Source organism: Ruegeria sp. BG7 (genome assembly GCF_056535685.1).
Genome location: NZ_JBQFIU010000002.1, coordinates 15,508 through 41,762, shown reverse-complemented (window position 1 = coordinate 41,762; position 26,255 = coordinate 15,508). Strand labels below are relative to the sequence as shown.

Here is a 26,255-nt window from a genome sequence, read left to right as displayed (position 1 = left end):
GACCGGAAAAGCTCAGCGCCCCACTCCGACATAGGTATCAAAGCCAGCCTTCAGGGTCTTGCTCTCTGAATAGACATTGCGGAGATCGACCATTCTGGGTGTGCTCATGGCCTGGGCCAAGTCGCCAAGGTTCAGCGCTCGGAACTCGTTCCATTCCGTCAGCAGCACCAGAACGTCAGCCCCTTGCGCGGCAACATAAGGATCATCGCACCATTCGACGCCCGGCAGTAAAGTTTCGCCTTCGGATTTTCCTTGTGGATCCACAACGCGCACTTTCGCGCCTCCGCCGATCAGGGCCGGGACAATGGACAAAGAAGGCGCATCGCGCATGTCATCTGTATTGGGTTTGAAAGTAACCCCCAGAACCGCAACGGTTTTGCCGTTGAAGTGATCGTCACAGGCCTCGCGGATCTTTTCGATCATACGCTTTTTGACTTCGTCATTCACGCGAATTACTGTTTCGGTGATCTGCATCGGATGCGCGTGATCCTGGCCAATCCGCGCCAGTGCCGCAGTGTCCTTGGGGAAACACGAACCGCCATAGCCGGGCCCTGCGTGCAGGAATTTGTTGCCGATCCGTCCGTCCAGCCCCATGCCGCGAGACACCTCTTTTACATCTGCGCCGACCTTCTCGCACAGGCCAGCGATTTCGTTGATGAACGTGATCTTGGTCGCCAGAAACGCGTTGGCGGCATATTTGATCATCTCGGCACTTTCCAGATCGGTGGTCAGGATCGGAAAATCGCGCAGGTAGAGTGGGCGGTAAATCTCGGCCATCACTTCAGCAGCGCGGTCGTTTTCCACCCCAACCACAACGCGGTCAGGGCGCATGAAATCATCAATCGCAGCCCCTTCGCGCAGAAATTCAGGATTCGAAGCGACATCGAATTCTGCGTTGGGGTTGGCGGCCGCGACCACTGCCTGCACTTGCCTGTTGGTGCCTACAGGCACAGTCGATTTTGTGACGATCACGGTATACCCGGTGACGGCCTGTGCGATTTCTTCTGCAGCCGCCATCACATAGGTCAGGTCTGCATGGCCATCACCGCGTCGGGTCGGGGTTCCCACTGCAATAAAGACCGCGTCTGCTCCGTCCACGGCCGCGTCCAAATCGGTGGTAAAGCTCAGGCGACCGGCAGCCACGTTTTTGGCCATCAACACGTCGAGGCCGGGTTCGTAAATTGGAACCTTTCCGGCTTTGAGCATGTCGATCTTCTGGTCCGCCTTGTCGACGCAAATCACATCATGACCGAAATCCGAAAAGCACACGCCAGACACAAGGCCGACGTAACCGGTGCCGATCATCGCAATACGCATCTCAAAAGTCCTTCTTACCAATACCTGCCGACAACGCGCGAACAATCAAAGAAACCAGCGGTAAATTCAATGGTTCACTGCGCCCGTAAACTGTACCCCATAGGTTCTACCTGTTTTTGAAGCAATAAGGGTGCGTAAACTTTTGCAACGTCTCTCAGCGTGCAACACAGGTTTGTCCAATTTACACCCAGTTTGAACGGAGTTTACGTCACCAATTTTTTCTGGATATGGACCAGAATGTCCATTGGAACAAACATGTTGCTCCGTTTTACCCTTTCCAGCGCATCAACGAAGCGCACTGTTTGACGTTCAGAGTTTGCCGCCACATTGCAAACCGACTAAAGCCAAGCGACAGCCAGTTACTTTGCCAAGATGGGTGTTCAGGACTTGTTTTCTGAGGTGAGAATTTCCGAACCAATCAGCCCAAATATAGCGCTTTGTTGAAAGGACGAGGGCGTGTTATATGAGGTTGTTTTCACAATCTCTCAGCGGACTCGCCGGAACGGTTCCCTAAAGCTTGGGGCACAAATAGCCGCCCGGTGCAAAAGCCGGACGGCCTATTGGCTTAGAACCAGCGCCCGATTGCGGTTACGGACGGTGATAACGCGGAGGAATCCGACAGCGCCGACAGCACTTTGCCGTCAACCCGCGTTGTGCCGGGCGTGTCCAAGCCAACAAACCGGCCGACAGCGCCTCCGCTGCCAGTGACGCTTGGCGTCGCGGCAAAAGGCGTGGGAAAGTCCCAAGTGAATGTGGAGCTCGAAAAAAAAGCACCCTCAGCGCCAGAACAATCAACTGCGGGCAAGGTAGCGGTGCAAATCTGCGTCCCGTCGGCAAACCGCACAAACTCTCCGTTTGAGTTTTGGCCACGTTCTATGACGGCACCGGTTGGAGTGCCCGCGCTTTCTGAAACGGATCCCAATAGATTGCCTGGCCCATAGCCATAATCCGCCCGCATGAGTCGACCAGTGCTGGTGTCGGACGCATCGCTTTGCACAGCTGCTCCTGTTGCTGCGCCGGTGGTCGGGTCAAAGCTCAGCGCTTGGGTCCAGTTTGCGCCATCGGGGGACACTTTGATTGAAAAACCTGAGCTGCCAGACAATCCCATCTCGGCATGGCCCGTCCAGTTCGACTGGAACAAGAGCGACGCGGTATCACCTGCGCTGGCTTTGTTGATTTTAAGCTGATGCCCGCCGCCGTCGTGGGTCAGCAGCGTCGCTGGGCTTCGAACAGTCAGGCGGTTGGTTGCGTCGGCGGTTGCCGCAATACCGACGCTATCCAGGTTTTGCGTGTCGATGGGCAGTGGAACCCATGCTGTGCCGTCCCAGATTCTGAGATCCCCAGCGGTTTCATCCCAAGCGCGCCAACCAGGAGAGGGCACCACGAAATGCCAGGCGTTGTCCAGCCAAGCGGCGAGGTCCCCGGAATGCCCGGCCCAATCCCCTGTGGGAGAGGATCCAACCGCGTGAACTTCTCCCTGTTCAGGGACCACGGGTGGCGTGTCGGTGTGGGTTGAGCGGACCGTCAGTTGCACGATCAGATCAAGTTGCCGCAGTGCTTCGTTATGTGTGACGTGCTTTTGCGCCTGTGAGGGTTGCAAAAACGGAAGGTTCAATCGGGGTGAGGTTTGTGACACGAGGGTCCTCCTGTGGCTGTCGGCCCGAAACATCGGTTGCGCGCCACAGTGCAGCATAGCGCGTCAATCCTCTGTGACCGGGCCGACCGCCCAGGAAATCTTCTGCTAACCATTGAACCGCAAAACGGGCTCAGCTTTCGGGGTTAGGTAAAAGGCTTTCGGAAATTATTCGCGGGCATAGATGTCTTCGTAGCGAATAATGTCATCCTCGCCCAAGTAAGCTCCGGTTTGAACTTCGATCAGAACCATCGGAACCTTGCCCGGGTTTTCCATCCGGTGCGTGGCACCCAGCGGAATGTAGACCGATTGGTTCTCACTCACCAGTTGCTCTTTGTCGTCGATTGTGACTTTGGCAGTGCCTTTAACGACGATCCAATGCTCGGATCGATGGTGATGAGATTGCAAGCTCAGTGCCGCGCCCGGGTGAACATGAATCCGTTTGACCTGAAACCTGTCACCGATCACCAGACTTTCGAACCAACCCCACGGACGGTGATCAACCGGCAGGGCCTCTGCTTGCTTAGCCCCTTTTTCCTTCAGCGCAGTGACGGCCTGTTTCACATCCTGGGCCTTGTCCATGCTGGCCACCAGAACCGCATCGGGCATCGCAACTGCGATCACATTCTCCAGCCCCATTGCCACCACTTCCTGAGTCGGCGATTCTGATCGTATCAGAACATTACGGCATTCGATTGCAGTGACGTCGCCATCTGTCGCAACGCCGTCTTCGTTCATGTCTGACAGTTCTTGTACGGCTGTCCAGCTTCCGACGTCGGACCAACCTGCGGAATACGGAACCACGCTTAGGTTCGATGCCTTTTCCATGACCGCATAGTCTATTGAAATGTCAGCAGCGTCTGCCCAAGCGGCAGGATCCAGTCGTAGGAAGCCCAAGTCAGTTTTTGCCTCATTAACTGCCTTTTGGACGGGTGCGATCAAATTTCCCGCATATTGTTCGAATGCAGCTATGACGTCGCGCACCGCGAAAAGGAAGATGCCCGAATTCCACAGATAGCTACCATCAGCCAACATGGATTGCGCCGTTTCTTCATCCGGTTTTTCGACAAAGCGATCCAGCGGGACGGCACGTTCCGTTGAGTCCGGCGCGTGGCTGAGTTTGAGGTACCCATACCCGGTTTCTGGTCGTGTAGGCGTGATACCAAAGGTCACCAGATCACCACGTTCTCTTATCGCGCGCGCGCCTTCGGCTACGGCTGAATGGAAGGCGGACTTGTTTGGAATCACGTGATCTGAAGGGGCCACAAGCATGATGGCGTCAGGGTTTCGGGATGCCAGGTAAAGTGCTGCTGCCAGAACAGCAGGAGCGGTGTTGCGCCCTTCTGGTTCAATCAGGATGGGGCCGGGGTCGATGCCGACCTCGGCCAATTGTTCGGGCACGATAAAACGAAACGCTTCATTTGTCAGAACCAGCGGCTTTGCGTAAGGCATATCTGACGGTCCAAGCATTCGGTCAGCGCAATCCTGCAAGAGGGTGGCGTCACCCACCAAAGGAACAAATTGCTTGGGGTAACTTTTGCGAGACAGAGGCCATAAACGTGTCCCTGATCCTCCGCAAAGAATGACGGGATGAACTGTATTCGTCATGCGTATGCCCTTGAACTGGTAATCACAGAAGGTATTTCTTTAATCGTACTCAATGAAATGGCTTATAACTACTGGGCGGCTTTCCCGGTTGCTACAATATCGTTGAGGTATTGGCTCAGATCCTCGCGCAGGTCGTCACGGGCAAGCGCAAAAGCGACTGTGGCTTGCAGGAACCCCGATTTTGACCCGCAATCAAAACGCTGGCCGTCAAATTTATAACCAAATACGGGAACACCATCAGCGATGTCTTCGGCGATGGCATCGGTCAGCTGGATTTCACCACCGCTTCCGGCTTTCATAGCGTTCAGGTTATTCAGCACAGACGGGCGTAGAACATAGCGGCCAATAACTGCTAGATTTGATGGGGCTTCGGTCGGCTCGGGCTTTTCGACCATGCCGCGAGCCGGCACGACCGGACCAATGCTGTCCCCAACATCCAATACCCCGTAAGAGCTTGTTTTTTCTAAGGAGACTTCCATGGCCGCGACCATGTTGCCTCCGGTCTCTTCATAGGCTTCGATCATTTGTTGAAGGCAGGGTTTGTCTGCTGCGATGACGTCGTCCGGCAGCATGACGGCGAAGGGTTCGTCCCCAATCAGGCGGCGGGCGCACCAAACGGCGTGTCCAAGACCCAGAGCTTTGTGCTGACGAATATAGGCAATCGCGCCGCTTTCCATGTTCGTTTCATTCAGGATTTCAAGCAGTTTGTCTTTCTTTTTCGCCTTCAATTCCTGTTCAAGTACAAGGTTGTGGTCGAAATAGTCCTCGAGCGCGGATTTCCCGCGTGAGGTGACAAAAATAAATTCCTTGATACCCGCCGCGCGGGCTTCGTCGATAGCATACTGCACCAAAGGCCGGTCAACCAAGGTCATGATTTCTTTTGGAACCGATTTGGTGGCCGGCAAAAACCGTGTTCCCATCCCTGCAACAGGAAATATTGCTTTGGTGACCTTGCGTGTCATGACGCCTCTCAATTTCAATATTCAGCCGGAAAAGCGGGGTTTGTCCGACACGTTCTCATAGGCTGCTGAACCTGATCAATCAATGATGCCCGATGTTGCGGGCGGCAACTGGTCAAATCGTGCCACCTTGTCGGGCCGGTGTCAAAAGAGAGCTCTTTTTAGGTAATACCAAGAGGAACCGAAAAAGCGACGTCTTGCGCAGCCCTATGAGATTGTTCGCTGCTTTTATTCCGCGAACCGATTGCGCGCGAATGCCACACAATTTGAAACCGATTTATCGTCCTCTCACAGCATTTGGGTTTTCGCTGAAGGGGCGGAAGAAATATCAGCTTATCAGCACGTATCCTGTTCAAAATACGGCGCTTTTTGAGCAGGCGTTTTCGGCTTCAGTGACCTTGCATTGTGGTAATTTTAGCGTTGTACAGGGGCTTGGATTTCACCTTTATCCGAGGAGCTACAACTGAGAAAACGCTCTGCTGATAGAAGCTCGTCTGTCGATAACCACAACGTGAATACTGGGTTTCTGAACCCGCTGCTCTGTTCCGAAATTGGCGACAATTGCGTAAAATTCCCCAAAATGGACGCGAATACGGCGGAGCTTAGCGTGTTTCGCCGCCGTATGGTCAATCGGGCGAGCGTGTTTTGGGCCTCCATCCAGATTATGGGCTCGGTCCTTCGACCTCCTTCAGGGTACGAGTTGGGCTTTCATGGTGGGTTCCGGAAAGCAAGTTGACGCAAAGCCCACGGTCTGTTGCCAACGTCCAATCGAGCGGCGCGTTTTGAACCCAGGCAACCCGTCCGCTCCGCCAACGTCATGGCCCATCTGTTCAAGAGCACGCTGCATCGCTGCAATATCGGACCGGTACAGCCCATCGACCTTTCCCCACCGTTCTAAAAAATCCCCGACGCCAAATTGAATGCGATCTCCGACGTGACCAACAAACAAAGCATAAAGATCACTTTTGTTGTATTCCTTGAGCACGTAGAAGTTCGGCGTGACAATAAAGGCTGGCCCATGCCGTCCGGCTGGCATCATCAGATATCCTTCACCATCCCGCTCATGGGCTGGGAAGGGCCTGCCCGAGACACGAGCTATCCCCATCTCTTCCCATTTGTGAATGGGGCGACCCTGATCGGGCCCTTCCAGAGAACACGGCACGGTTTCAGGAACAGACACCTCAAAACCCCAGTCCCGATTGTTAACCCAGCCATGCTGGTCGAGGTAGTGGCCGATCGATGCGATAGTATCGGCGGGCGAGCCCCAGATGTCAGCATGCCCATCCCCATCGCCGTCTTTTGCATAGGTTAAATAGTTAGACGGCATGAATTGCGGCTGGCCTAATGCGCCCGCCCAACTGCTTTTCATTTTTCGCGCGGACAAATGTCCGTTTTCCGCGATTTGCAGAGCAGCGATCAACTCGCCCGTGAAATACTCAGTTCTGGTACTCATGAAGGCTTTGGTGGACAGAACCTGGAATGCGTCATGGCGGATCGGCACCTGCCCGTAACCGCTTTCTCGGCCCCAGATTGCGAGGATAATCCGTGCGGGAACGCCTGTTTCATTTTCGACCACGGCGAGCGTCTTCGCGTGACGCTGTGCCATTTTGCGCCCGACGGACGTGGCGCCCTGAACTGATCCAGCGTTGAAATAGCGTCCGGGCGAACCGAACTCGGCCTGTTTTTGTGTTTGCGGTATTTTGTTTTTTTGCCCGGGAGGAACCAGATCAGGCAGTTTCCAGTTCAAAGTAACACCAGACAACGCCTGATCCATGGTTTGCTTTGAAACCCCTTTGGCTCGTGCCTTTGGCCAAACCTCGTCCTGTAGCCAAGCGTGGAACTGACGTTCAACTTCAGCATGATCCTGCGCCACAGCGGCGTGTGAGAGTAGGATCAGACCAGTGGCGACAAGTATTTTGCGCATCAAAGAAAACATGCGTCTCTGCTCCGTTGGGGTCTCAACGCGTAACGCCCGTTGTGACCCAAGGTTGAAAGAAGTTGTACCCCGGCAATCTGGGGTTTGGAAAGGTCTTGAGAAATCTTTTGCATTTGCCGATAGTTGAGCGGAATTTGGATCATGAGAGGGCTGTGCGTTATGGCCAAAGGCAGATTGTCCAACCCGTCCTCGCTTGTGATGGCTGCTTTGATCCTTTTGACGGTGACACCACCGATGGCCTTTGCCAGCGACAGCTTCATGGACCCGCAAGGTCCGATTGCAGCAATTCAGAAAACCCATCTTTTGCGAGCCACTGCGCTGATAATGGTGGCCGTTATTCCCGTTTTGGTTTTGGTGCCGTTGATTGCGTTTCGGTATCGACGCCGAAAGGGTGGTGCGGCAGCTTATCGTCCCGACTGGGATTTTTCAGCAAAGCTGGAATTTGTGATGTGGGGCGTGCCTGTTTTAATCGTGGCACTCCTGTCATTCTATCTTTGGAAGGCAACACACAGGCTTGATCCATATTCGGCTGCTTTTGGTGAGGAGCCTGCTGTGCGGGTTCAGGTGGTGGGATTGGATTGGAAATGGCTGTTTCTTTATCCCGATCTGGGCATTGCCAGCGTGGGCGAGTTTGGAATCCCAACCAAACGACAGGTGGCCGTGACGTTGACCACCGACACGGTGATGCAGTCTTTCATGATCCCCGCTCTTGCCGGTCAGATTTACGCGATGCCCGGTATGACAACGCAATTGCATCTGGTCGCGGATACCCCAGAGGTCATGCAGGGCGAAAACACGCAGTATAACGGACGCGGTTTTACCAAACAGAAGTTCCGCACAGTTTCGATGGAGCAAGACGCCTTTGATACGTGGGTCGACAAAGTGCGCACCGGCGGCATCCCGCTGAACGCGGCCACCTATCAGACGCTTGCGATGCGGACCGACAGGGACGAGGTCCAGGCGGCTTTGGGGACGGCACAGATGCCTGATGATGCGCTGTATTTCACGCTGGAAGAGGATGTGTTCCACAGCATTCTGCACCGGTATCACAGCGGCGAGGCTTTGCCTGCCGATCAACAACCGGGCACGGCATCCTTCGGGCAGGAGGCGCAAGAATGACATCTCCAGAGACAGGATTTTTTGGCCGACTCAGCTGGGATGCGCTGCCAATTGCTGGGTTGCTTCAAGATCCCAACGCCAATGAGATCGTGGCAAATGCGGCTGCGGGCGTCGTGATTGTTGGTGTCATTGCTGTGGTCGGGTTGCTCAGCTGGTTTCGACTGTGGACGCCGCTGTGGCGCGATTGGTTGACCAGCGTTGATCACAAAAAGATTGGCATCATGTATGTCGTATTTGCCATCGTGATGTTGGCGCGCGGCGTATTGGAAGGCGTCGTCATGCGCGCGCAGCAGGCGGCTGGGCCAGGTGACGGTTTTCTGGAGGCTGAACACTTTGCCGAGCTGTTTAGCACCCATGGCACAATCATGATTTTCTTTGTGGCTGTTCCCTTTGTCTTTGGCATCGCAAATTATGTCATTCCGCTGATGATTGGCGCGCGCGACGTTGCCTTTCCGCGGCTGAACCAGATTAGTCTGGGCCTGACGGTGTCGTCAGGCATGATGTTGATGGTGTCGCTGGTGGTCGGGCGGTTCTCAACCGGTGGTTGGACGGCCTATCCACCATATACCGGTGCCGCGTTTAATCCGGGCGTCGGTCCAGACTACTGGATTTGGGCCATCGTCGTGTCGGGTATTGGGACCACGCTCACAGGCATCAACTTTGCAGTAACGATCTACAAGATGCGTGCGCCGGGTATGACCTTTATGCGTCTGCCTATGTATTGCTGGACGATTATCTGCAGTTCGATCCTCATCGTCTTTGCGATGCCGCCCCTGGGTGTTGCGGCGCTGATGCTGGCAGCTGACCGTTATCTGGACTTCCACTTCTTCACCAACGATCTCGGCGGCAATATGATGAACTACGCCAACCTGTTCTGGCTGTTCGGTCATCCCGAGGTTTACCTGCTGGTGCTGCCTGCGTATGGCATCTATTCCGAAGTTTTCGCGACCTTCTCGGCCAAGCGGCTTTATGGCTACAACTCGCTTGTTATTGCGACAATGTCGATTGCGGTGCTGTCCTTCACGGTCTGGTTGCATCACTTTTTCACCATGGGTCAAAGCGCGTTGATCAACGCCGTGTTTGGTATTGCAACTATGCTGATCGCGATTCCGACCGGTGTGAAAGTCTATGACTGGATGGCAACCTTGTGGCGAGGACGTATCCGGTTTTCGGTGCCGATGTTGTATGGGCTGGCATTTCTGATGTTATTTGTGATTGGTGGCCTCAGCGGGGTGATCCTGGCCAATCCAACGGTAGACTATCAGGTGCACAACACGCTGTTTCTGGTGGCGCATTTCCACAACGTTCTGTTGCCGGGCGTGCTGTTCGGCCTTTTGGCGGCTTATAACTATTGGTTCCCCAAGGCGTTCGGTTTCCGCCTGAACGAGTTCTGGGGCCGGATAACAGTCGCTCTCTGGACCATAGGGTTTCTGCTGACCTTCATGCCGCTCTATTTTGTTGGGTTAATGGGAATGCCGCGACGCTCGTTCAGTTACGACGATCCGTCATTCCACCCTTTCATGATCGTCGCCATCGTTGGGGCGCTGGTGATCACGTGCGCTTTGTTCTCGGTCCTTATCCAATTGTGGGTCAGCATCCGCGACCGCGAAAAAACACGCGTTCCGGTAGGGGATCCATGGGATGGCCGCACGTTGGAATGGTCAATCCCGTCGCCCCCGCCGCCCTACAACTTCGCGATCATTCCACAAGTGACTGACCGGGATGACTTTGCGGCGGCCAAAGAAAGGGGTGCCGCGTACCCAACGCCGGACGCTTATGAGGATATCGAGCTGCCTCGCAACACCGGGATTGGCTTTATCCTGTGTGTGTTTAGTGGCATTTGGATGTTTGCGCTGGTGTGGTGGATCTGGTGGCTGGCGGTCCTTATGACCGTGTTGATAATCCTGGCGGTGATCATTTGGACGTTCGACGACAGCACCGAATTTACCATCCCCGCAGAAGAAGTGCGCAGAGATCACGAAGCGTGGCTTTCGTTGGTTTACAACGAAAAGGCGGTAGATCGTGACTATGAGACCTCGCCGGAAAACCGCGGCCTTGCCCGCCCTGATCTGGAGGCGGTCACGTGAAGCGCGCACCAACACATAGTTACCCCGGCATCAACCTTGGAGAGCGCCACGCAAGCGCCCACAAAGCAGCCGAAGTTGTTACTTTTGGGTTCTGGGTCTTCCTGATGAGCGATCTGGTCTATTTTGGGCTGATGTTCGCGATCTACATAACCATGATCGATGCACAGGCGGGCGGCCCCGGTCCCCACGAGTTGTTCGACCTGAAAAGCGTCTTTGCTCAGACCCTGATCCTATTGACCAGCAGCCTAACGGTTGGTCTTGCCATGCTGGCGCTGAAATACAATTTACCGCGCGGGCGCATCATTTTGTGGTTTGGTGTCACACTGTTGTTGGGAATCAGCTTTTTGGTGCTCGAACTGCGCGATTTCATGGCTATGGCGGAAAAGGGCGGTGTCCCGCAACGCAGTGGGTTCCTTTCGGCATTCTTTGGTTTGGTTCCGTTGCACGGTTTGCACGTTGCAGCAGGGTGTTTGTGGCTGATCGTTCTGGGTATCCAACTGAGGGTCAAAGGAATGACGGATGTAATCATCTCTCGGGTCGTTCGCTTGGCGTTGTTCTGGCACTTTCTCGACCTGATCTGGATCGGCATTATCACCATCGTGTATTTTGGAGGGCTGACCTATGGATAACAGGTCCGAAATGCACCGGCGCGAAAGACGGCGCTATGTCATCGGTTATGGCGGCTCGCTGATCCTTACACTCGCCATGTTCGGAGTGGCGTATGTGTTCGGCATCGAAACGGTCGGCGTCTATCTGACGATCGGCTTGCTGGGTCTGGCCCAACTTGTTTTGCAACTTGTGTATTTCCTGCATATCGACCGCCGACGCAGCAGCCGGGAAGACCTTCATCTGGTCCTGTTTTCCACCATGGTTCTGCTGATCATGATCCTTGGTACTGTTTGGGTCCTGGGCAATCTGGCGATACGCATGCATATGCACGCAATGTAAGTGGCTCAGACTGCGAACCAGGGGAAGTGACGATGAAACCTCTCAAAACCACAGCAATCGCCGTAATGTTGGTAGCCATTGGGGTTGGATTGTTACTGTTCTGGCGGCATGAAGAAAGGTATCCATCCACCAAGGATGCATATATCGGAGCCAATATTATCTATGTGGCGGCTCAGGTAACTGGCCAGGTCGCCGAGGTTCATATTTCGGACAATCAACCGGTCAAGACTGGCGACCTTCTGTTTTCAATTGACGAAACCCAGTTCAAAGCGTCGGTCGATGCGGCAAAGGCCGATTTGGACAGTGCAGTGCAACAGGCCAAGTCTTACTCCACTCAGATAACCGCAGCCGAAGCAGCTGTTGAAAGTGCCCAATCCGCTTATGACACGGCGAACAAAAGCCTCGAAAGAGCGAAGGCGCTGTTTGCCTCGGGGGATGTGGCACAAGCTTCACTGGATCAGACCACATCGGAATTCGCACAAGCCTCAGCGCGACTGACGACCAGCCAATCCAGCCTGTTGGCACTGCAAAGCGGGTTGGAGGCAAAGCAGGACGACATCCTGTCATCGCAAGCACAGCTTGAGATCGCCGAAACAAATCTTGCCTGGACCAAGGTTTTTGCTGCGGCGGACGGCTGGGTCGCAAATCTGACTTTGCGGCCGGGGTCATCGGTCTCGGCCAACGCTCCGCAGTTTTCGATTGTCGAGTCATCGGACTGGTGGGTGGATGCGAACTTCAAAGAAACGTCATTGCCACGCATCCGACCCGGCCAATCGGTCACGGTTCAGGTCGACATGCTGCCCGGTGTGAAACTGAGCGGAAAAGTGGCTTCCATTGGGCGCGGATCAGGAGACACGTTTTCATTGCTGCCTTCCGAGAATGCCAGCGGTAACTGGGTTAAGGTCACGCGTCGTTTTCCGGTTAGGATCGAATTGGATCCGACCGATGCCCCTTTGCGTGTCGGTGGCAGCAGTAAAGTTGTTGTAGACACAACAGGTCCGGCGGACGGTAAATGACTTCGGCGACGTCCGGTCATGTAAACCGGGTGATCGTGGTCGCTGTTGTCCTCAGCGCCATACTGGAAGTGTTGGACAGCACGATCGTCAACGTCGCGTTGCCCCACATTCAGGCGGCGTTTGGGGCGACCACTGATCAAGCGACTTGGATCTTGACCAGCTATATCGTGTCAGCCGTGGTCATTATGCCGCTGACTGGTTTCGTAGCGCGCCGTGTGGGTCGGCGGCGGCTGATCCTGACGGCGGTCAGCGGATTTGCCCTGATGTCGGTGATGTGTGGCCTGTCTTGGAGCTTAGAGGTCATTGTTGCCTTTCGATTGGCCCAAGGTATGTTTGGGGCGTTTTTGATCCCACTGTCACAATCGATCCTGTTCGATGCCTTCCCCAGGGAAGACCGTGGGAAGGCGATGGCGATCTTCGGGTTGGGTGTCGTAGTAGCGCCGGTCCTTGGGCCAACGGTTGGCGCGATCCTGACCGAGTATTTCTCGTGGCGTATGGTGTTCTTTGTTAATTTGCCTGTGGCGGCTCTTGCCCTTCTTTTGCTAGCCGGAGAATTGCCCGAAGATAAAACCGAAGATGTGAAGATCGATTGGAAAGGTTTGGCCTTGTTGGCGCTTGGTATCGGGTGCCTGCAGTTTGTTCTGGACCAGGGCGAAACCATGGATTGGATGTCGTCCCGCATAATCCAGGTGGCTGTTGTAGCGTCAATTCTGGGAGCGATTGGATTTGTTGTTCACGCGCTGGTTTCCAGAGATGCAGTCGTAGACCTGCGTCTTTTTGCGGACCGGAATTTTGCCCTGTGCAACCTGATCATCGCAGGTTTCGCGGTTTCACTGTTTGGCGGTATCGCAATATTGCCAACGCTTGTCCAAAATCTGCTCGATTTCCCGGTGATCGCTTCGGGCCACCTGTTTATCCCGCGCGGCATAACTGCCGGGTTATCGATGGTTTTAACAGGTGCGGTGCTGGTTCATCATTTCGATCCACGTGTGTTGACAGGTGCCGGACTGTTGCTGACTGCGATTGGCAATTTCATGATGGGGGCGCTCAACCTCAACGCCGGATTTTGGGAACTGGCGTGGCCCGGAGCCATCAGTGGGTTAGGGATGGGATTGGTCTTCGTTCCAATGTCTATCCTTGCGTTTGAAAGCATCAGTAAAAACCGGCAAGATGAAGCATCTGGCTTGTTCAACGTGACCCGGCAACTGGGGTCATCGGTTGGAATCTCGCTGGTCGGCACATGGATCGTACGCGGGCTTCAGACCAATACTGCAGTGCTCAGCCAGAATGTTACACCGTACAACCCGGCAGCACAGGCTTATCTGAGCCCGCTTGGTCTGACACCTGACAGTGCTGAGGGTGCTGTGATTCTGGGGCAGGAAATTGCGCGACAAGCGGAAATGATCTCATACCTGACCGTTTTCAACAATCTCGGCTTGCTGGCCTTGGCGACAATTCCGCTGTTGTTCTTTTGCCGCGCCCCTAAGCCGGGAACCCAATCGACAGCCCATGTGCACTAACCTAGGCACGTGTGCTTAGACGCAGGCGATGAGAGCTGTGCCGACCACCTGAGTAAACGGATTTTCGCAATAAACAGCGAATACGCCGGTCCAGTTCGCCGTAGTCTAAGCTTCAAGGCCTAGCTAGGGGTAGACCTTGGGTTGTTTGCCACATGTGTGTTGATCCTGCGAATACTCCACTCAACGGCATCTCGCATGGCACGACCCAAGGCAAGATCAAATGCTTTGACCAAATCCGGCGTTTGATCGCTGGCAGCTACAACGTTTTCCTGAAACGAACTGGACGCGATAATCTTGTCTTCGTATTCGTCAATGACCTTTATGTTCATACGCACTTCAATACGGACCGATTTACCGGTTTCTGTTTCTTGGACCACGATGCCCTGAAACTCGCGCAGGTCCGGTGCGATTACATAATCAGCTCTCAGGCCAACTGTGGAACGTCCAACCGCGGCAACTTTCCCCGAGTTTTCGTAGCTTTCCACCAACAGGGTCTGAACGATCAATGGCGCGCGATCTACCCAACGAGCCCGTGGCAGGTACTGCACCTGATAGGGTGTTGGCTGAATGGCGATTTGATCGGTATTCACCGCTGCAGTGGCCGTGGGTTCCTGTACAACGATCTGCTTCTGTATTCTGGGCAACGCGGACGAGAATGTGCTTTTGGGCGTCAAAAGGTACAGATCATTGGGTCTGGCCGCTTGTTGCAACGTTCCCAGACCGGCACAGCCGCCGATCAGGGCAACCACCAGCATAGCGAGAGCAGGCTTGATCATTGACGGAACTCCGATGCTTGGGTGCCTAAAAGGAAACGCGCAGGGTCTCGTTCAACCTTGTCCACAAGGCGGTCTACACTGATGACAAGGCGTTGGGCTTCTTCGACGAAACGGACAAATTGCGGAAGACCAACGCGCAGGAAGTCCGACACTTGGCGGCGGTTGGACTGAACGATGCCGTCGATTGTGCCCAGTAATTCGGACGCCGAGTTGGACGCGCTGAGTACATCGTCCGAGATTTGGTCGATCTTCTCAGTGATGTTTGATACTGTTTCGGTCACTTGGTTGGCGGCCTTGCGGATGTCGGCCGCAACTGGCGCGACTTCTTCTTCCATAACGCGGTTGGCGGAATTGAACGCTGTCTCTGCCGAGGACAATGCCCCTTTTGCTGTGTCCATCGCTGAAGTGATCGAGCCCAGCGTTGTATTTGCGTTCAGGACGGTTTCGTTGACAATTCCAAGCGTGACGCTGCCTTCGTCCGACAACAGGGTTAACCGTTCAGCCAGTCGCGAGCCGCGTTCAATGAAGGGTTGAATATCCTGCTGTAGGATGCGGTCTGCCGTCTGGATCGTGGTTTTTGCCTCGTCCAGCGCGGCTTTTGCGGATTCGGACGCGGATTTGACTGAATTCAGTGTATCTGTACCGGCATTAAGTGTTGTTTCCGCTGTTTCGACCAAAGGATCCAGGCGTTTGGAAAACTCGCCAATATCCTTGGCCGCACTGCCGATGTCGCTAGCGACAGACTCAAAGCTGGTCAGTGTTTTGTCCAGCCGCCCTGTGGCTGACGCAAGGTTGTCCAGTATGTTGCTCACGGCCTCGCGGTTCTTGTCGTCAACGACTTTGTTCAGACTTTCCAAAAGCGTGACAGCCTCGTCCAGAACCTTAGGCGCGCCTTCGAACAAGGACTGAATCGTGCTCCGCTTGCTTTTGATCACGCTGTCCTGTGCCAATCGCTGTGAATCTGGCGACCCACCCGTCAGCTCTACATAACCGACACCGGTCACACCCAGTGATTGCAACTGCGCCACGGTTTCGTCAGTGATTGGAATGTCTGCATCTACTTCGATGCGCACCCTGACTTTCGAGGGGTCGTCGTCATCCAGATTCAACGAAATGACCTGCCCCACGGGAAGGCCGTTAAAGCTTACACCTCCCGCGGCGGAAAGACCTGAGACATTGTCGAATAAGACGTCATAGTAAGCGTATTGGCGCGAGACCTCAAATTTCGCAAGCCACAGGAAAAACCGAACGCGCCTAAAAGCCCTGCAAGGGTAAACGCGCCAATCAGGATATAATTCGCTCGGGTTTCCATTGCCTCTACCTGTTTTGGCCCTTCTGTTGTGCTGCGCGGGCGCGGGGCCTGTAAAGTATTCCTGCACCCAAGGATGATCGACCTTGGTCATGTCTTCTATCGGACCTTCAACCAGTACGCGCTGTTCTGCAAGTACGGCAATCCGGTCGCAGATGGCATAAAGGCTGTCCAGATCATGGGTAACCATGAACACCGTCAACCCAAGGGCCCGCTGCAATTCGCCAATCAACTCATCATAAGCCGCCGCACCGATCGGGTCCAATCCGGCGGTTGGCTCATCCAGAAAAACGATCTCAGGGTCCAGCGCCAATGCCCGTGCCAGCGCCGCACGCTTGCGCATACCGCCAGACAGCTCGGATGGAAACTTGCCGCAGCTCAGTTGCGGCAAACCCACCAAGCTGATTTTCAGCGCGCCGAGGGACTCCATCAATTTCTCGCTGAGGTCAGTGTGCTCGCGCAGCGGGGCCATTACATTCTGCAACACGGTCAAAGAGGAAAACAGCGCGCCATCCTGAAATGCCACACCCCAATGGCGTTCGATGCGGCGCCGATCTTCCTCGGGACCGTTCAAGACATCGACACCCAGAACCTCGATACTTCCTGCAGCGGGTTTGTTCAGTCCAACAATTGTTCTGAGCAAAACGGACTTGCCTGTCCCGGACCCGCCGACAATTCCCAGAACCTCACCACGCCAGACATCAAGGTCAAGGTTGTCATGCACAACCTGCGTTCCGAACTGGTTTCGAAGGCCGCGCACACGGATCACGGGCTCTCGCTGCGTTTCTGTCAAGCCGGTGCCTCTTGTGTTTCGCTGATCATGTCAAATTCCGACCTCTGAGAAGAAAATCGAGAACAGGGCGTCAATCACAATGACCATGAAGATGGACTGCACAACGGAAGCCGTCGTGCGCTGACCCACGCTTTGAGCGGACCCTCTGACCTGCATGGCTTGCCAGCAAGAGATCACGCCAATGACCAAAGCGAAAAAGGGTGCTTTGATCAAACCCACCGCCAATTGCCAGACATCCGTGTTTTCCTTCAGCCGTGTCAGAAACATCCCTGGGCTCACGCCAAGGTCAATCCAGCTCATCAAGGCGCCACCGAACAAACCGGCTATGTCTGCCACAAAACCCAGAATGGGCAGCATGATCAAAAGAGCGAGGACACGGGGAATGACCAGCACCTCAATCGGATCCAGTCCAAGGGTCCGCATGGCATCGATCTCTTCCTGGACTTTCATCGAACCAATAGATGCTGTGAACGCCGAACCCGAGCGGCCTGCAACAATGATGGCGGTCAGCAAAATTCCCAATTCGCGCAGAACCGAGATTGAGATCAATTCGACCACAAAGATCTCTGCGCCAAACTGCTTGAGCTGCGTTGCGCCCTGAAAGGCCAGAACAACGCCGATCAGAAACCCCATCAAGGCCACAATTGGCAGGGCTTTGACGCCAGTCTCCTCCATATGCGTGACCAACGCTGCTTTGCGCAGCCGCCAGGGCATCACAGCGGTTCTAAACAGCCGGTGCAACGTAAGCCCCAGAAACTCCAGCATAGACAGCGTATCCTTCCAGGCCCCGAACGTGCTGCGGCCAACATCGGCAACCCAGTCCGTAAAGCTGCGGGGGTCTTCGAGTTTGCCCGGGTTGTCCGGTATACTATGCGTTACAGTATCGATCAGCTTGGCGTGCGCAGGCTTTGCCCCTTGGATTTCTATCGTCGCACCGTTCGAGGTGCACCGCCGACCAAGGTCAGCGATCAGCCACGCACCGCCAGTGTCCAGCGCTTCAATGTGGGACAAATCAAAAACGACCCTGTCAGGTGCAGGTTGGATAGCCGCAAAGTCCTGTTCTACCGAATGCAGCAATTGGGTCAGCAATTCACCCGATATACGGACATGAGTACCGTCGGTGTCGCGCTCGGCTGATATCGCTGGCTTCGTCATATCGTCATGTGAAGTAAAACCCCTTTGGCCCGCAAGCCTTTGTTTCGAAAGGCAGGGTTTTTGTGGAGCAGGATGGCGCGCGCGTCACGCCTGACCTTATTTGGTAGAGTCACGTTTTGTAATCTCTGACGGCTTTAGCAAGCGGCGATGTCTTCATTTTATCAGTTGCTTGAGCACAAGAAGCCAGACACATTTCGCGTGGGAATCAAGTTCAGAGCCGGAGAGTTCGTATGCCTGGGGCCAAAAACGTATTGTTCATCATCATCGATCAGCTTCGGGCTGATTGCCTGAACGGTGCATTGGCGGATTACGTGGATCTGCCTCACCTCAGGGCGTTCATGGATGACGCCGTGACTTTCACACGGCACTTCTCGGTTACCAATCCTTGCGGCCCTTCGCGTGCTTCGTTGCTGACCGGTCAATATGCGATGAACCATCGGTCTGTCAGGAATGGAACCCCGTTGCGTCACGACACCCCGAACATAGCCACAGAAATGCGCAAGGCGGGATATACGCCGATGCTGTTTGGGTACACAGACACCTCTGCTGACCCACGGGTTCATGACGCAAACGACCCGGTGCTTAAGTCTTACGAGGAATCCATGAACGGATTTCTGGAAGTCGTCGAAATGCGCCTTGAAGAATCGTATCCCTGGCAAGCGCATCTGATGAAGAAAGGATATGAGTTTGATCAGTATTGGGATGTCTACAAACCCGTCTCAATGGACGGTCAGCCCCCTAAATTGAACGATCCGGCACTGTATCGGGCGGAAGACAGCGATACGGCGTTTCTCACCGATGCATTCCTTGACGGTATCGCGCCCCATCGAGGAAAGGGCTGGTTTGCCCATCTAACCTATATCCGTCCACATCCGCCTCTGGTCGCACCTGCGCCGTACAATGACATGTACAACCCGGCAGATATTCCCCTGCCGCAACGGTTGCAAAGCGCGGAAGCCGAGAAAGAGTTGCACCCGTTCTTTGGCCCGAAACTGGATGTCTATACAGCAAAAGAATTCGTTCACGGCTTCGACGAAGTTGAACCAACAGACGCCAACATTCGTACATTGCGCGCAGTTTATTTGGGATTGGCGACAGAAGTAGACCACCATATCGGTCGCGTGGTGCAATACCTGAAGGACAGCGAGCAATATGACGATACGATGGTGGTTATAACCGCAGACCATGGCGAAATGCTGGGGGATCGCCACAGCTGGGGCAAAATGACGGTATACGATGCAGCCTATCATACACCGTTGATGATCCGTTTGCCGGGGAACGAAGGCCACGCGGGTAGTCAAATTACGGTGCCGACAGAGTCAGTAGATGTAACGCCGACAATCCTTGACTGGATCGGGCAAACGGCTCCGAACGCGATGGATGGTTGGTCCTTGATGCCGTTGTTGCATGGCAAGGTTCCCAAAAACTGGCGCAATTATTCTTTCAGTGAACTGGACTTCTCGGAACCTGAAAACCCGACCCTTTGGCAACAGCGACTGGGAACGAACAACAGCGACTCTTGTCTGGGGATTTTGCGAGATGATCGATTTACCCTGATCGAATTTGCCGCCGATCTGCCGCCCATTCTGTTTGACCACCAAGGCAAAGGCGAGTTCGAGAATGTGGCAAACAAGCCCGAGTTTGCGCCTGATCTAGCCCGGATGGGCCGCCAGATGTTGCGGCATCGCATGCGAAACATGGACCATACGTTGTCATTGCATTCCATTACAACGGAAGGTGCAAAATCCCGCTCTCGCTACTAGACATCTCTTTGGTGGTTGGAGCCTGTTGGCGAAAATTTATAGACAAATTCATATCTTACGGTATCGTCCTTGAGAAATACGCTTCTAATTTCGCTCTGACGGCCTACAGTGTCGGTGCTTTCGTTTTTTGTTACTGATTGAATTGTTCGGATCGGCCTGTCAGCGATTTCAATGTTCCAAACACACCTTTGCGCTTGCAGGGTGCTCTGAGGAGGATGGTGATGGGCGATTGGTTTGTGAATGTGCTGCGCAGCTATCCCGAACTGGCGGTTTTTCTGTCGATAGGGGTGGGGTTCTGGATCGGTCCCAAAAAGCTTTTTGGGTTCAGTCTGGGAACGGTCACGGCGACACTGCTTGCGGCTGTGATCATTGGGCAGACGCATATCCAAATCGACTCGGCGGTCAAATCGACCTTTTTCATCATGTTCATCTTTGCGGTTGGGTATGGGGTCGGTCCACAGTTCATTCGCGGCCTCAAAGCAGACGGTGCGCGTGAAGTCTTCTTTGCGCTCAGTGTTCTGGCCTTGTGCCTGATTGTGCCGGTCATATCCGCAATGGTCGCGGGCCTAGAGCTTGGGTTTGCGGCGGGCCTGTACGCGGGGTCGCAGACCATTTCGGCCGCAATTGGCGTCGCAACAGATCAGATTAATCAATTGGGCCTGTCGACAGAGCAGGCGCAGACCTACGCCAATCAAATCCCGATCGCCTACGCTGTGACCTATATTTACGGCACAATCGGCTCTGCCATCATTCTGGCCAAGATAGGCCCGCGTCTGATTGGTGTGGATTTGGTTGCTGCCTGTAAGGAATACGAAGCCCAACTGGGTGGCGGCGCGGCGGTTGAGGCCGGTGACGGTATCGTATCAGCCTATCGCATGATCGAAGCACGGGCGTTTGAAATACCACACGACAGTGACTTGATAGGCCAACCGGTCAAGGACTTGATGCCCGGAGTGCGGATCTACGCGGAACGGATCAAGCGTGGCGATGAAATTATCGAGGTTGAGGACAGCACGGAACTACAGGCGGGCGACATCGTTATGTTTTCCGGGCGGCGCGCGGACTTGGTCGGCCTTCTTGAAGGGCGTATGAAAGAGGCTGACGCTCCAGAATTGCTAAACACGCCAACTGAGAAGCTGGATGTTCTTATCACCAGCAAAGAGGTTCACGGAAAAACGCTGGAGGACCTAAGCAAGCTCTCGCTGGCCCGTGGCGTCTATGTCTCAAAGCTGATGCGAAACATGGTCGAACTGCCGCTGTTGCCGGGAACTGTCGTGCATCGCGGTGACATCCTGACGGTTCTTGGGTCAAAGCGCCATGTCGAAGCCGCAATCGCCCAGATTGGGTATGCAGATCGTCCGGTGGACACGACGGATCTTGCGTTTGTCGGATGGGGGATCTTTCTTGGCGGTTTGGTCGGGACCCTTGCGATTACCATGGGGGGTTTCCCAATCAGCCTTTCGACAACAGGTGGGGCCCTATTGTCGGGCTTGTTGCTTGGCTGGTTGCGAACGGTTCATCCAACTTTCGGACGTATACCCGGCCCGTCGTTGTGGTTGATGAATACCCTTGGCCTGAACGTATTTATTGCTGTGATTGGGATCAGTGCGGGCCCTGGTTTCGTTGCAGGGCTTCAGCAGGCCGGTGTTGCATTGCTGCTTTGGGGCATTGTCGCCACCTCATTGCCCATGATCTTTTCTGTCTATGTTGGCCACTACGTTTTCAAGTTTCATCCGGCCATATTGTTCGGGGCCTGCGCGGGTGCGCGAACCACAACAGCTGCGCTGGGGATGATCCAGGAAGCCGCTCAAAGCCGAATACCAGCGTTGGGGTATGGGATGCCCTATGCGATCGGGAATACGTTACTGACCATCTTTGGCATGGTCGTTGTTTTGATCCTCAGTTGATTTGGAAAGGTATGTGGTATGGACCGTCTGAAACTGCACGATTACGAAGCGCTTAGCCCTTTTCAGATCAAGGATGAGCTGATCAAACTGGCCTCAGATGAGGCACGAAAGTCCAACAGTGCGTTTCTGAACGCAGGGCGCGGCAACCCCAACTGGATCGCGACACGCCCGCGTGAAGCGTTCTTTGCGCTCGGTCAGTTTGCCATAACCGAAGCCAAACGCGTTATGGACCATCCGGCGGGTTTGGGTGGGATGCCAGCCATCAAAGGGTGCCATGATCGCTTTTTGCGTTGGGCTGAGGCCAATGCCGATATGCCGGGTACCGACACCTTGTTGACTGTGGTCAAACACGCCATTTTTGCTTTCGACTTTGATGCTGATGCGTTTGTCCATGAGCTGACGGATTCGATTATTGGAGACAACTACCCGGTGCCGGACCGCATCCTGCACCACAATGAAATTATCGCGCATGAATATCTGATGTGGGCCATGTGTGCGGGCCGACGGCCCGAGACACGATTCGACCTGTTTGCAGTCGAAGGCGGCACGGCGGCGATGTGTTACATCTTCAAGTCACTCAAGGCCAACCGTTTGCTGAACGCAGGGGACACGATTGCGCTGAGTACCCCGATCTTCACTCCGTATCTCGAAATGCCCGAGTTGGAGGATTACAGCCTCGAATCCGTTCATGTGGAAACGGATGAAGAAGACGGTTTCCAACTGACCGATGCAGCGGTCGAGACGTTGAAAGACCCCAAAGTAAAAGCCTTCTTTTTGGTCAATCCGGGCAATCCTTCGTCAGTTGCGCTGAACAAGGCATCTTTGGAGAAGCTGGCAGATGTGGTCGAGAACCATCGTCCCGACCTCATCGTTCTGACAGATGATGTCTATGGAACCTTCGTGCATGATTTCACATCGGTCATGGGGTACATGCCAAGCAACACAATTGGCGTTTATTCCTATTCCAAATATTTTGGCTGCACGGGCTGGCGTTTGGGTGTCATTGCCGTTGCACAAGACAATATCTTTGACCTCAAACTGGCAGAACACAGCGAAGAGATAAAGCAGACGCTGGACAAACGGTATGGCACACTAAGCCTTACGCCTCGGGATATCCGCTTCGTTGATCGCCTGGTTGCAGACAGCCGGGACGTTGCCTTGAACCACACCGCTGGTCTGTCCTTACCTCAACAAGTCATGATGACCCTGTTTTCACTTGTTGAGCTGGTTGACACCAAGAAAGACTATCAAACCGCCTGTATGGAACTTGTACATCGGCGGTTCAAACTATTGACCGAAGCGATGGGGATCGAGGTCAATGCAGGCGAAAACTACGACGCCTATTATGGGATCATCGACTTCGAATATTGGTTGCGCAAATATGTTGGCGACGACGTTGTGGCTTGGATCAAGAAGAACGTGCATCCACTCGATATTGCCTTCAAACTTGCCGAGGATCACGGGATTGTTCTGTTGAATGGCAGCGGGTTCGATGCGCCGGGTTGGTCTGCGCGCGTGTCCTTTGCCAACCTGCCGGACGAAGCCTATGCCCAGATAGGTCGCGCTGTAAGGTCTGTCGCCAGAGGATATGTCGAGGCATACCGCGCTGCAAATGCTATGCCCTTACACGGCGGGTCCTGACCCAACGCGCGAGGCATCAAACATGATTCCACTATCCGCGCCTGGTAACTGGTGCTAGGCAGAGGCTGTGGAGACGGCAAGCTTGAACATAACAGAAAAGCGCATCAAAGCTATGACCACCGCAGGGCTGAACCTGATTGGTCAGGCTCTTTCCATCTATGACAGCAAGTTGCAGTTGGTGCTCAGCAATCGCCGTTTTCAGGAAATGTTCGGGTTACCGGACGAACTGGTCCAGCGTGGGGCCTTGTTTCGAGACACCATACACTTTCTTGCCAGTCGAGGAGAATATGGCCACGACGAGAGTGTGGAGGACATGGTCAACTTGCGCGTCGAGCAGGCTTTGGCATTTGAGCCGCATTACATGGAACGGGTGCGTCCGAACGGGCAAGTTGTTTCAATCGAAGGTGCGCCCTTGCCGCAAGGGGGGTGGGTTGCAGTCTATACTGACATCACGGGTACGCGGCGGGCCGAGAACCTGCTACGGGCGCGGTCCGAGGAACTGTCGGAACAGTTGCTGGGTCATGCCGAAGAACTGTCGGCCACCAACCGCAAGCTTGCGGCCACGATCGCCGCGTTAGAAGAAGCCAAACGGGAACTGACCGAAATTGAGGCTCGAACACGCCTGGTGACCGAGATGATGCCGGCCCATATCGCGCATTTGGACAGTGACGGGCTCTACGACTATTCCAACCGACGTCTGAGCGCGGTTATGCCTGGCCGTCCTTCTGATATTCTGGGGCTCCATATCTCCGAGGCCCTTGGTGCTGTGGCTTTTGCACGTGTCGAAAGCCATCTGCAAAAGGCTTACGACGGTGAGCAATCTGTTTTTGAGTTCACCGAAGATCAGGATTCTCGCCGCATCCGTGTTTCATTCACACCGGATGGGGCAGGGGGTGTCTATGTCATGTCTGTGGACATTACCGAAGAAACACAAGCGCGGGTTGCCTTGCAGCAGACACGTCGCAGAGCGATGGCGGCGCAAATGACAAGTGGCCTTGCGCATGACTTTTCCAACTTGCTCACGATTATCCTTGGTATGCAGTCCCGGCTAGACAAGATGCACTTGCCAGATGAAGCGCAAGAACTTGTCGTTGCCACTCAACAAACGGCGCGCAGGGGTGGGCAATTGCTGAACCGGATTGCGGACATGACCGGGAACAGAACGCCTCAGCCTCAGGCCACGGATATGCGCGGTTTGCTGGAAGATCTGCGGATACTGGCCACCCCGTCCCTGCCGCGTGGCATGGGGCTTTCTGTTGTCAACACACTACCGGATCAGGCTTTGATGCTTGATCCGGGAATGGTGCAGGACGCGCTGCTGAACTTGATTTTGAATGCACGGGATGCATGTGGAAGCTCGGGACAGATTACCATAAGCGCACACGCCATCGGTAACATTTGGGTCGAGATTACCGTGTCTGACACCGGTCCGGGATTTTCAGCGGAGGCGTTGGAGAAAGCGCTAAATCCTTTCTTTACAACCAAGGGCAGTGATGGGTCCGGGCTGGGCCTGCCTATGGTTTATGACACCGTAAAACTGACAGGGGGCGATCTGAACCTAAAGAATACCCCGTCCGGAGCATCCGTCGTCCTGCGGTTACCCTACCGACCGGCTCCACCGGCCCGAGGCGGCCTTGTACTGTTGGTGGAAGATAGTGATGATTTGCGTGGTCAGTTTCGCGATATGTTGGTGGAGCTGGGTTTGTCCGTAATTGAAGCCAACTCTGTCGATGAAGCGGTGGCGCTGCTTTCCAGCGTCGAAGACATCTCGATGGTCCTGTCCGATATCCGCCTTGAAGGAGGGGCAACGGGGCTGGAGCTAATGGAAAAGATTAAGCCAGGGTTTCCGTGCATCCTAATGACGTCCCTACCCAATTCAGATCAATTGCACCAACAGGCACTCGCTTTAGCACCGGTGTTGCAAAAACCGTTTTCGCAAGCGCAATTGTCTGCATTGATCCAAACCGAGGCAGTCTGATGACGCAACCGCTGGTGACTATTCTCGATGATGAGCCCGAGATACGCCGCATCCTGACGGATGCGTTGGAAGACGCAGGGTTCCGAACGCAAAGTTTCTCTCGCGCGCGGGAATTTGAGGCGGCGCTGAACCGCGTGACGCCAGATGTTTGTCTGGTCGATCTTTCCTTGCCGGACACAGATGGGTTGGCTCTGGTTCACCGCCTTGCCTTGGAACAAGGCGCGGCGGTGATTATCATATCCGGTCGTGCACAAGTGCAAGATCGCGTGACGGGTTTAGAGCTTGGTGCTGATGACTACATAACGAAACCGTTTGATCCGGCAGAAGTTGTGGCTCGGATAAGGGCCAGGTTGCGTACCCCACGCGGCCCAACGTCAAACTCGGATACGGCTGTGTTCAATGGTTGGACAGCGCATTTTGACCGCTATGTACTTGAGGACGGGGCGGGTACAGAAACCCCGTTCAGCCATGCGGAAGGCGAAGTTCTGAGGTTGTTTCTGGAGAGCCCCAAGCGCCTGATCAGTCGGGGGCAAATGCAGGAATCGCTGGGCGGTGCAGCAGGTGACAGCTTTGACCGGGCCATGGATGTTCGGATTTCCAGGCTGCGAACCAAACTTGGTGAAGACCCCAAGAACCCGCGCCTTATCAAAACGATTTATGGTGCTGGATACATCTTTCTGGGCGATGTTAATTGGAAGTAAAAGCAGTATTGATCAACTGAGGTTGAGGCACTCAGCCCCTACGCCGGTCATACTTTCATGCCAAAATCAGGCATATAGCCGCCTTGCTT

Annotated in this window: 19 protein-coding genes and 1 pseudogene; 11 read left to right on the top strand and 9 right to left on the bottom strand. The window is 54.5% G+C overall.

What is annotated here, in order from left to right; genetic code table 11:
- Window positions 1-12 precede the first annotated feature (12 nt).
- From ACR3EH_RS18200 to ACR3EH_RS18180, 5 genes are all read right to left on the bottom strand, one after another.
- A complete protein-coding gene (locus ACR3EH_RS18200) occupies window positions 13-1,317 on the bottom strand; it encodes a UDP-glucose dehydrogenase family protein (RefSeq protein WP_171187812.1) in 1,305 nt (434 codons plus the stop codon).
- Window positions 1,318-1,882: 565 nt separating this feature from the next.
- On the bottom strand, window positions 1,883-2,953 hold the full coding sequence (locus ACR3EH_RS18195; RefSeq protein ID WP_171187814.1) for a DUF2793 domain-containing protein: 1,071 nt from the start codon (window positions 2,951-2,953) through the stop codon (window positions 1,883-1,885).
- A 165-nt stretch (window positions 2,954-3,118) separates the two neighbouring features.
- Window positions 3,119-4,558 carry a mannose-1-phosphate guanylyltransferase/mannose-6-phosphate isomerase gene (locus ACR3EH_RS18190; protein ID WP_171187816.1) on the bottom strand — a complete coding sequence of 480 codons (1,440 nt, stop codon included), beginning with the start codon at window positions 4,556-4,558 and terminating at the stop codon, window positions 3,119-3,121.
- 68 nt (window positions 4,559-4,626) lie between these two features.
- Window positions 4,627-5,520, bottom strand: a complete 894-nt coding sequence (gene galU, locus ACR3EH_RS18185; RefSeq protein WP_171187818.1) for a UTP--glucose-1-phosphate uridylyltransferase GalU — start codon at window positions 5,518-5,520, stop codon at window positions 4,627-4,629.
- A 685-nt stretch (window positions 5,521-6,205) separates the two neighbouring features.
- Entirely contained in the window at window positions 6,206-7,453 is a 1,248-nt protein-coding gene (locus ACR3EH_RS18180) for a lytic murein transglycosylase (protein ID WP_253746685.1), read from the bottom strand.
- Between the two features lie 159 nt (window positions 7,454-7,612).
- Here ACR3EH_RS18180 and ACR3EH_RS18175 point away from each other — a divergent pair, with 159 nt between their 5' ends.
- The 6 genes from ACR3EH_RS18175 to ACR3EH_RS18150 are packed head-to-tail and all read left to right on the top strand — an operon-like array spanning window position 7,613 to window position 14,143.
- The gene (locus ACR3EH_RS18175) at window positions 7,613-8,572 is read left to right on the top strand and encodes a cytochrome ubiquinol oxidase subunit II family protein (protein ID WP_171187820.1); all 960 of its coding nucleotides are present in this window, start codon (window positions 7,613-7,615) and stop codon (window positions 8,570-8,572) included.
- Window positions 8,569-10,659, top strand: a complete 2,091-nt coding sequence (locus ACR3EH_RS18170) for a cbb3-type cytochrome c oxidase subunit I (RefSeq protein WP_171187822.1) — start codon at window positions 8,569-8,571, stop codon at window positions 10,657-10,659. The genes ACR3EH_RS18175 and ACR3EH_RS18170 overlap by 4 nt, the downstream gene beginning before the upstream one ends.
- The gene (locus tag ACR3EH_RS18165) at window positions 10,656-11,288 is read left to right on the top strand and encodes a cytochrome c oxidase subunit 3 (RefSeq protein ID WP_171187824.1); all 633 of its coding nucleotides are present in this window, start codon (window positions 10,656-10,658) and stop codon (window positions 11,286-11,288) included. Before ACR3EH_RS18170 ends, ACR3EH_RS18165 begins: the two co-directional genes overlap by 4 nt.
- The gene (locus ACR3EH_RS18160) at window positions 11,281-11,607 is read left to right on the top strand and encodes a cytochrome o ubiquinol oxidase subunit IV (RefSeq protein WP_253746687.1); all 327 of its coding nucleotides are present in this window, start codon (window positions 11,281-11,283) and stop codon (window positions 11,605-11,607) included. The genes ACR3EH_RS18165 and ACR3EH_RS18160 overlap by 8 nt, the downstream gene beginning before the upstream one ends.
- A gap of 32 nt (window positions 11,608-11,639) precedes the next feature.
- Complete coding sequence (locus ACR3EH_RS18155; RefSeq protein ID WP_171187826.1) at window positions 11,640-12,623, top strand: HlyD family secretion protein; 984 nt, start codon at window positions 11,640-11,642, stop codon at window positions 12,621-12,623.
- Window positions 12,620-14,143, top strand: a complete 1,524-nt coding sequence (locus tag ACR3EH_RS18150; protein ID WP_171187827.1) for a DHA2 family efflux MFS transporter permease subunit — start codon at window positions 12,620-12,622, stop codon at window positions 14,141-14,143. Before ACR3EH_RS18155 ends, ACR3EH_RS18150 begins: the two co-directional genes overlap by 4 nt.
- Before the next feature lie 119 nt (window positions 14,144-14,262).
- Here ACR3EH_RS18150 and ACR3EH_RS18145 read toward each other — a convergent pair whose 3' ends face one another.
- From ACR3EH_RS18145 to ACR3EH_RS18130, 4 genes and pseudogenes are all read right to left on the bottom strand, one after another.
- Window positions 14,263-14,919 carry an ABC-type transport auxiliary lipoprotein family protein gene (locus ACR3EH_RS18145; RefSeq protein WP_171187829.1) on the bottom strand — a complete coding sequence of 219 codons (657 nt, stop codon included), beginning with the start codon at window positions 14,917-14,919 and terminating at the stop codon, window positions 14,263-14,265.
- Entirely contained in the window at window positions 14,916-16,157 is a 1,242-nt protein-coding gene (locus ACR3EH_RS18140; protein ID WP_480634868.1) for an MlaD family protein, read from the bottom strand. Before ACR3EH_RS18140 ends, ACR3EH_RS18145 begins: the two co-directional genes overlap by 4 nt.
- 79 nt (window positions 16,158-16,236) lie before the next feature.
- A pseudogene (locus ACR3EH_RS18135) lies at window positions 16,237-17,021 on the bottom strand (ABC transporter ATP-binding protein).
- Window positions 17,022-17,051: 30 nt separating this feature from the next.
- Entirely contained in the window at window positions 17,052-18,176 is a 1,125-nt protein-coding gene (locus ACR3EH_RS18130) for an ABC transporter permease (RefSeq protein WP_171187834.1), read from the bottom strand.
- A 230-nt stretch (window positions 18,177-18,406) separates the two neighbouring features.
- Between ACR3EH_RS18130 and ACR3EH_RS18125 the strand changes: the two genes are divergently transcribed.
- The 5 genes from ACR3EH_RS18125 to ACR3EH_RS18105 all read left to right on the top strand — a co-directional run bounded on the left by ACR3EH_RS18125 (window position 18,407) and on the right by ACR3EH_RS18105 (window position 26,166).
- Window positions 18,407-19,939 (top strand): alkaline phosphatase family protein, encoded by a 1,533-nt coding sequence (locus ACR3EH_RS18125; RefSeq protein ID WP_171187835.1) that lies wholly within the window; start codon window positions 18,407-18,409, stop codon window positions 19,937-19,939.
- A 221-nt stretch (window positions 19,940-20,160) separates the two neighbouring features.
- A complete protein-coding gene (gene aspT, locus ACR3EH_RS18120; protein ID WP_171187837.1) occupies window positions 20,161-21,846 on the top strand; it encodes an aspartate-alanine antiporter in 1,686 nt (561 codons plus the stop codon).
- Between the two features lie 18 nt (window positions 21,847-21,864).
- A complete protein-coding gene (locus tag ACR3EH_RS18115) occupies window positions 21,865-23,487 on the top strand; it encodes a bifunctional aspartate transaminase/aspartate 4-decarboxylase (protein ID WP_171676311.1) in 1,623 nt (540 codons plus the stop codon).
- Window positions 23,488-23,569: 82 nt separating this feature from the next.
- Window positions 23,570-25,465, top strand: a complete 1,896-nt coding sequence (locus ACR3EH_RS18110) for a PAS-domain containing protein (RefSeq protein WP_171187840.1) — start codon at window positions 23,570-23,572, stop codon at window positions 25,463-25,465.
- Complete coding sequence (locus ACR3EH_RS18105; RefSeq protein ID WP_171187842.1) at window positions 25,465-26,166, top strand: response regulator transcription factor; 702 nt, start codon at window positions 25,465-25,467, stop codon at window positions 26,164-26,166. The genes ACR3EH_RS18110 and ACR3EH_RS18105 overlap by 1 nt, the downstream gene beginning before the upstream one ends.
- The last annotated feature ends 89 nt before the right edge of the window (window positions 26,167-26,255 follow it).

Excerpts from the sequence above, each read along its gene's own strand:
- ACR3EH_RS18200 (WP_171187812.1), bottom strand. The coding sequence starts at position 1,317 with ATGCGTATTGCGATGATCGGCACCGGTTACGTCGGCCTTGTGTCTGGC.
- ACR3EH_RS18190 (WP_171187816.1), bottom strand. The coding sequence starts at position 4,558 with ATGACGAATACAGTTCATCCCGTCATTCTTTGCGGAGGATCAGGGACA.
- galU (WP_171187818.1), bottom strand. The coding sequence starts at position 5,520 with ATGACACGCAAGGTCACCAAAGCAATATTTCCTGTTGCAGGGATGGGA.
- ACR3EH_RS18180 (WP_253746685.1), bottom strand. The coding sequence starts at position 7,453 with ATGTTTTCTTTGATGCGCAAAATACTTGTCGCCACTGGTCTGATCCTA.
- ACR3EH_RS18175 (WP_171187820.1), top strand. The coding sequence starts at position 7,613 with ATGGCCAAAGGCAGATTGTCCAACCCGTCCTCGCTTGTGATGGCTGCT.
- ACR3EH_RS18170 (WP_171187822.1), top strand. The coding sequence starts at position 8,569 with ATGACATCTCCAGAGACAGGATTTTTTGGCCGACTCAGCTGGGATGCG.
- ACR3EH_RS18160 (WP_253746687.1), top strand. The coding sequence starts at position 11,281 with ATGGATAACAGGTCCGAAATGCACCGGCGCGAAAGACGGCGCTATGTC.
- ACR3EH_RS18155 (WP_171187826.1), top strand. The coding sequence starts at position 11,640 with ATGAAACCTCTCAAAACCACAGCAATCGCCGTAATGTTGGTAGCCATT.
- ACR3EH_RS18150 (WP_171187827.1), top strand. The coding sequence starts at position 12,620 with ATGACTTCGGCGACGTCCGGTCATGTAAACCGGGTGATCGTGGTCGCT.
- ACR3EH_RS18145 (WP_171187829.1), bottom strand. The coding sequence starts at position 14,919 with ATGATCAAGCCTGCTCTCGCTATGCTGGTGGTTGCCCTGATCGGCGGC.
- ACR3EH_RS18130 (WP_171187834.1), bottom strand. The coding sequence starts at position 18,176 with ATGACGAAGCCAGCGATATCAGCCGAGCGCGACACCGACGGTACTCAT.
- ACR3EH_RS18125 (WP_171187835.1), top strand. The coding sequence starts at position 18,407 with ATGCCTGGGGCCAAAAACGTATTGTTCATCATCATCGATCAGCTTCGG.
- aspT (WP_171187837.1), top strand. The coding sequence starts at position 20,161 with ATGGGCGATTGGTTTGTGAATGTGCTGCGCAGCTATCCCGAACTGGCG.
- ACR3EH_RS18115 (WP_171676311.1), top strand. The coding sequence starts at position 21,865 with ATGGACCGTCTGAAACTGCACGATTACGAAGCGCTTAGCCCTTTTCAG.
- ACR3EH_RS18105 (WP_171187842.1), top strand. The coding sequence starts at position 25,465 with ATGACGCAACCGCTGGTGACTATTCTCGATGATGAGCCCGAGATACGC.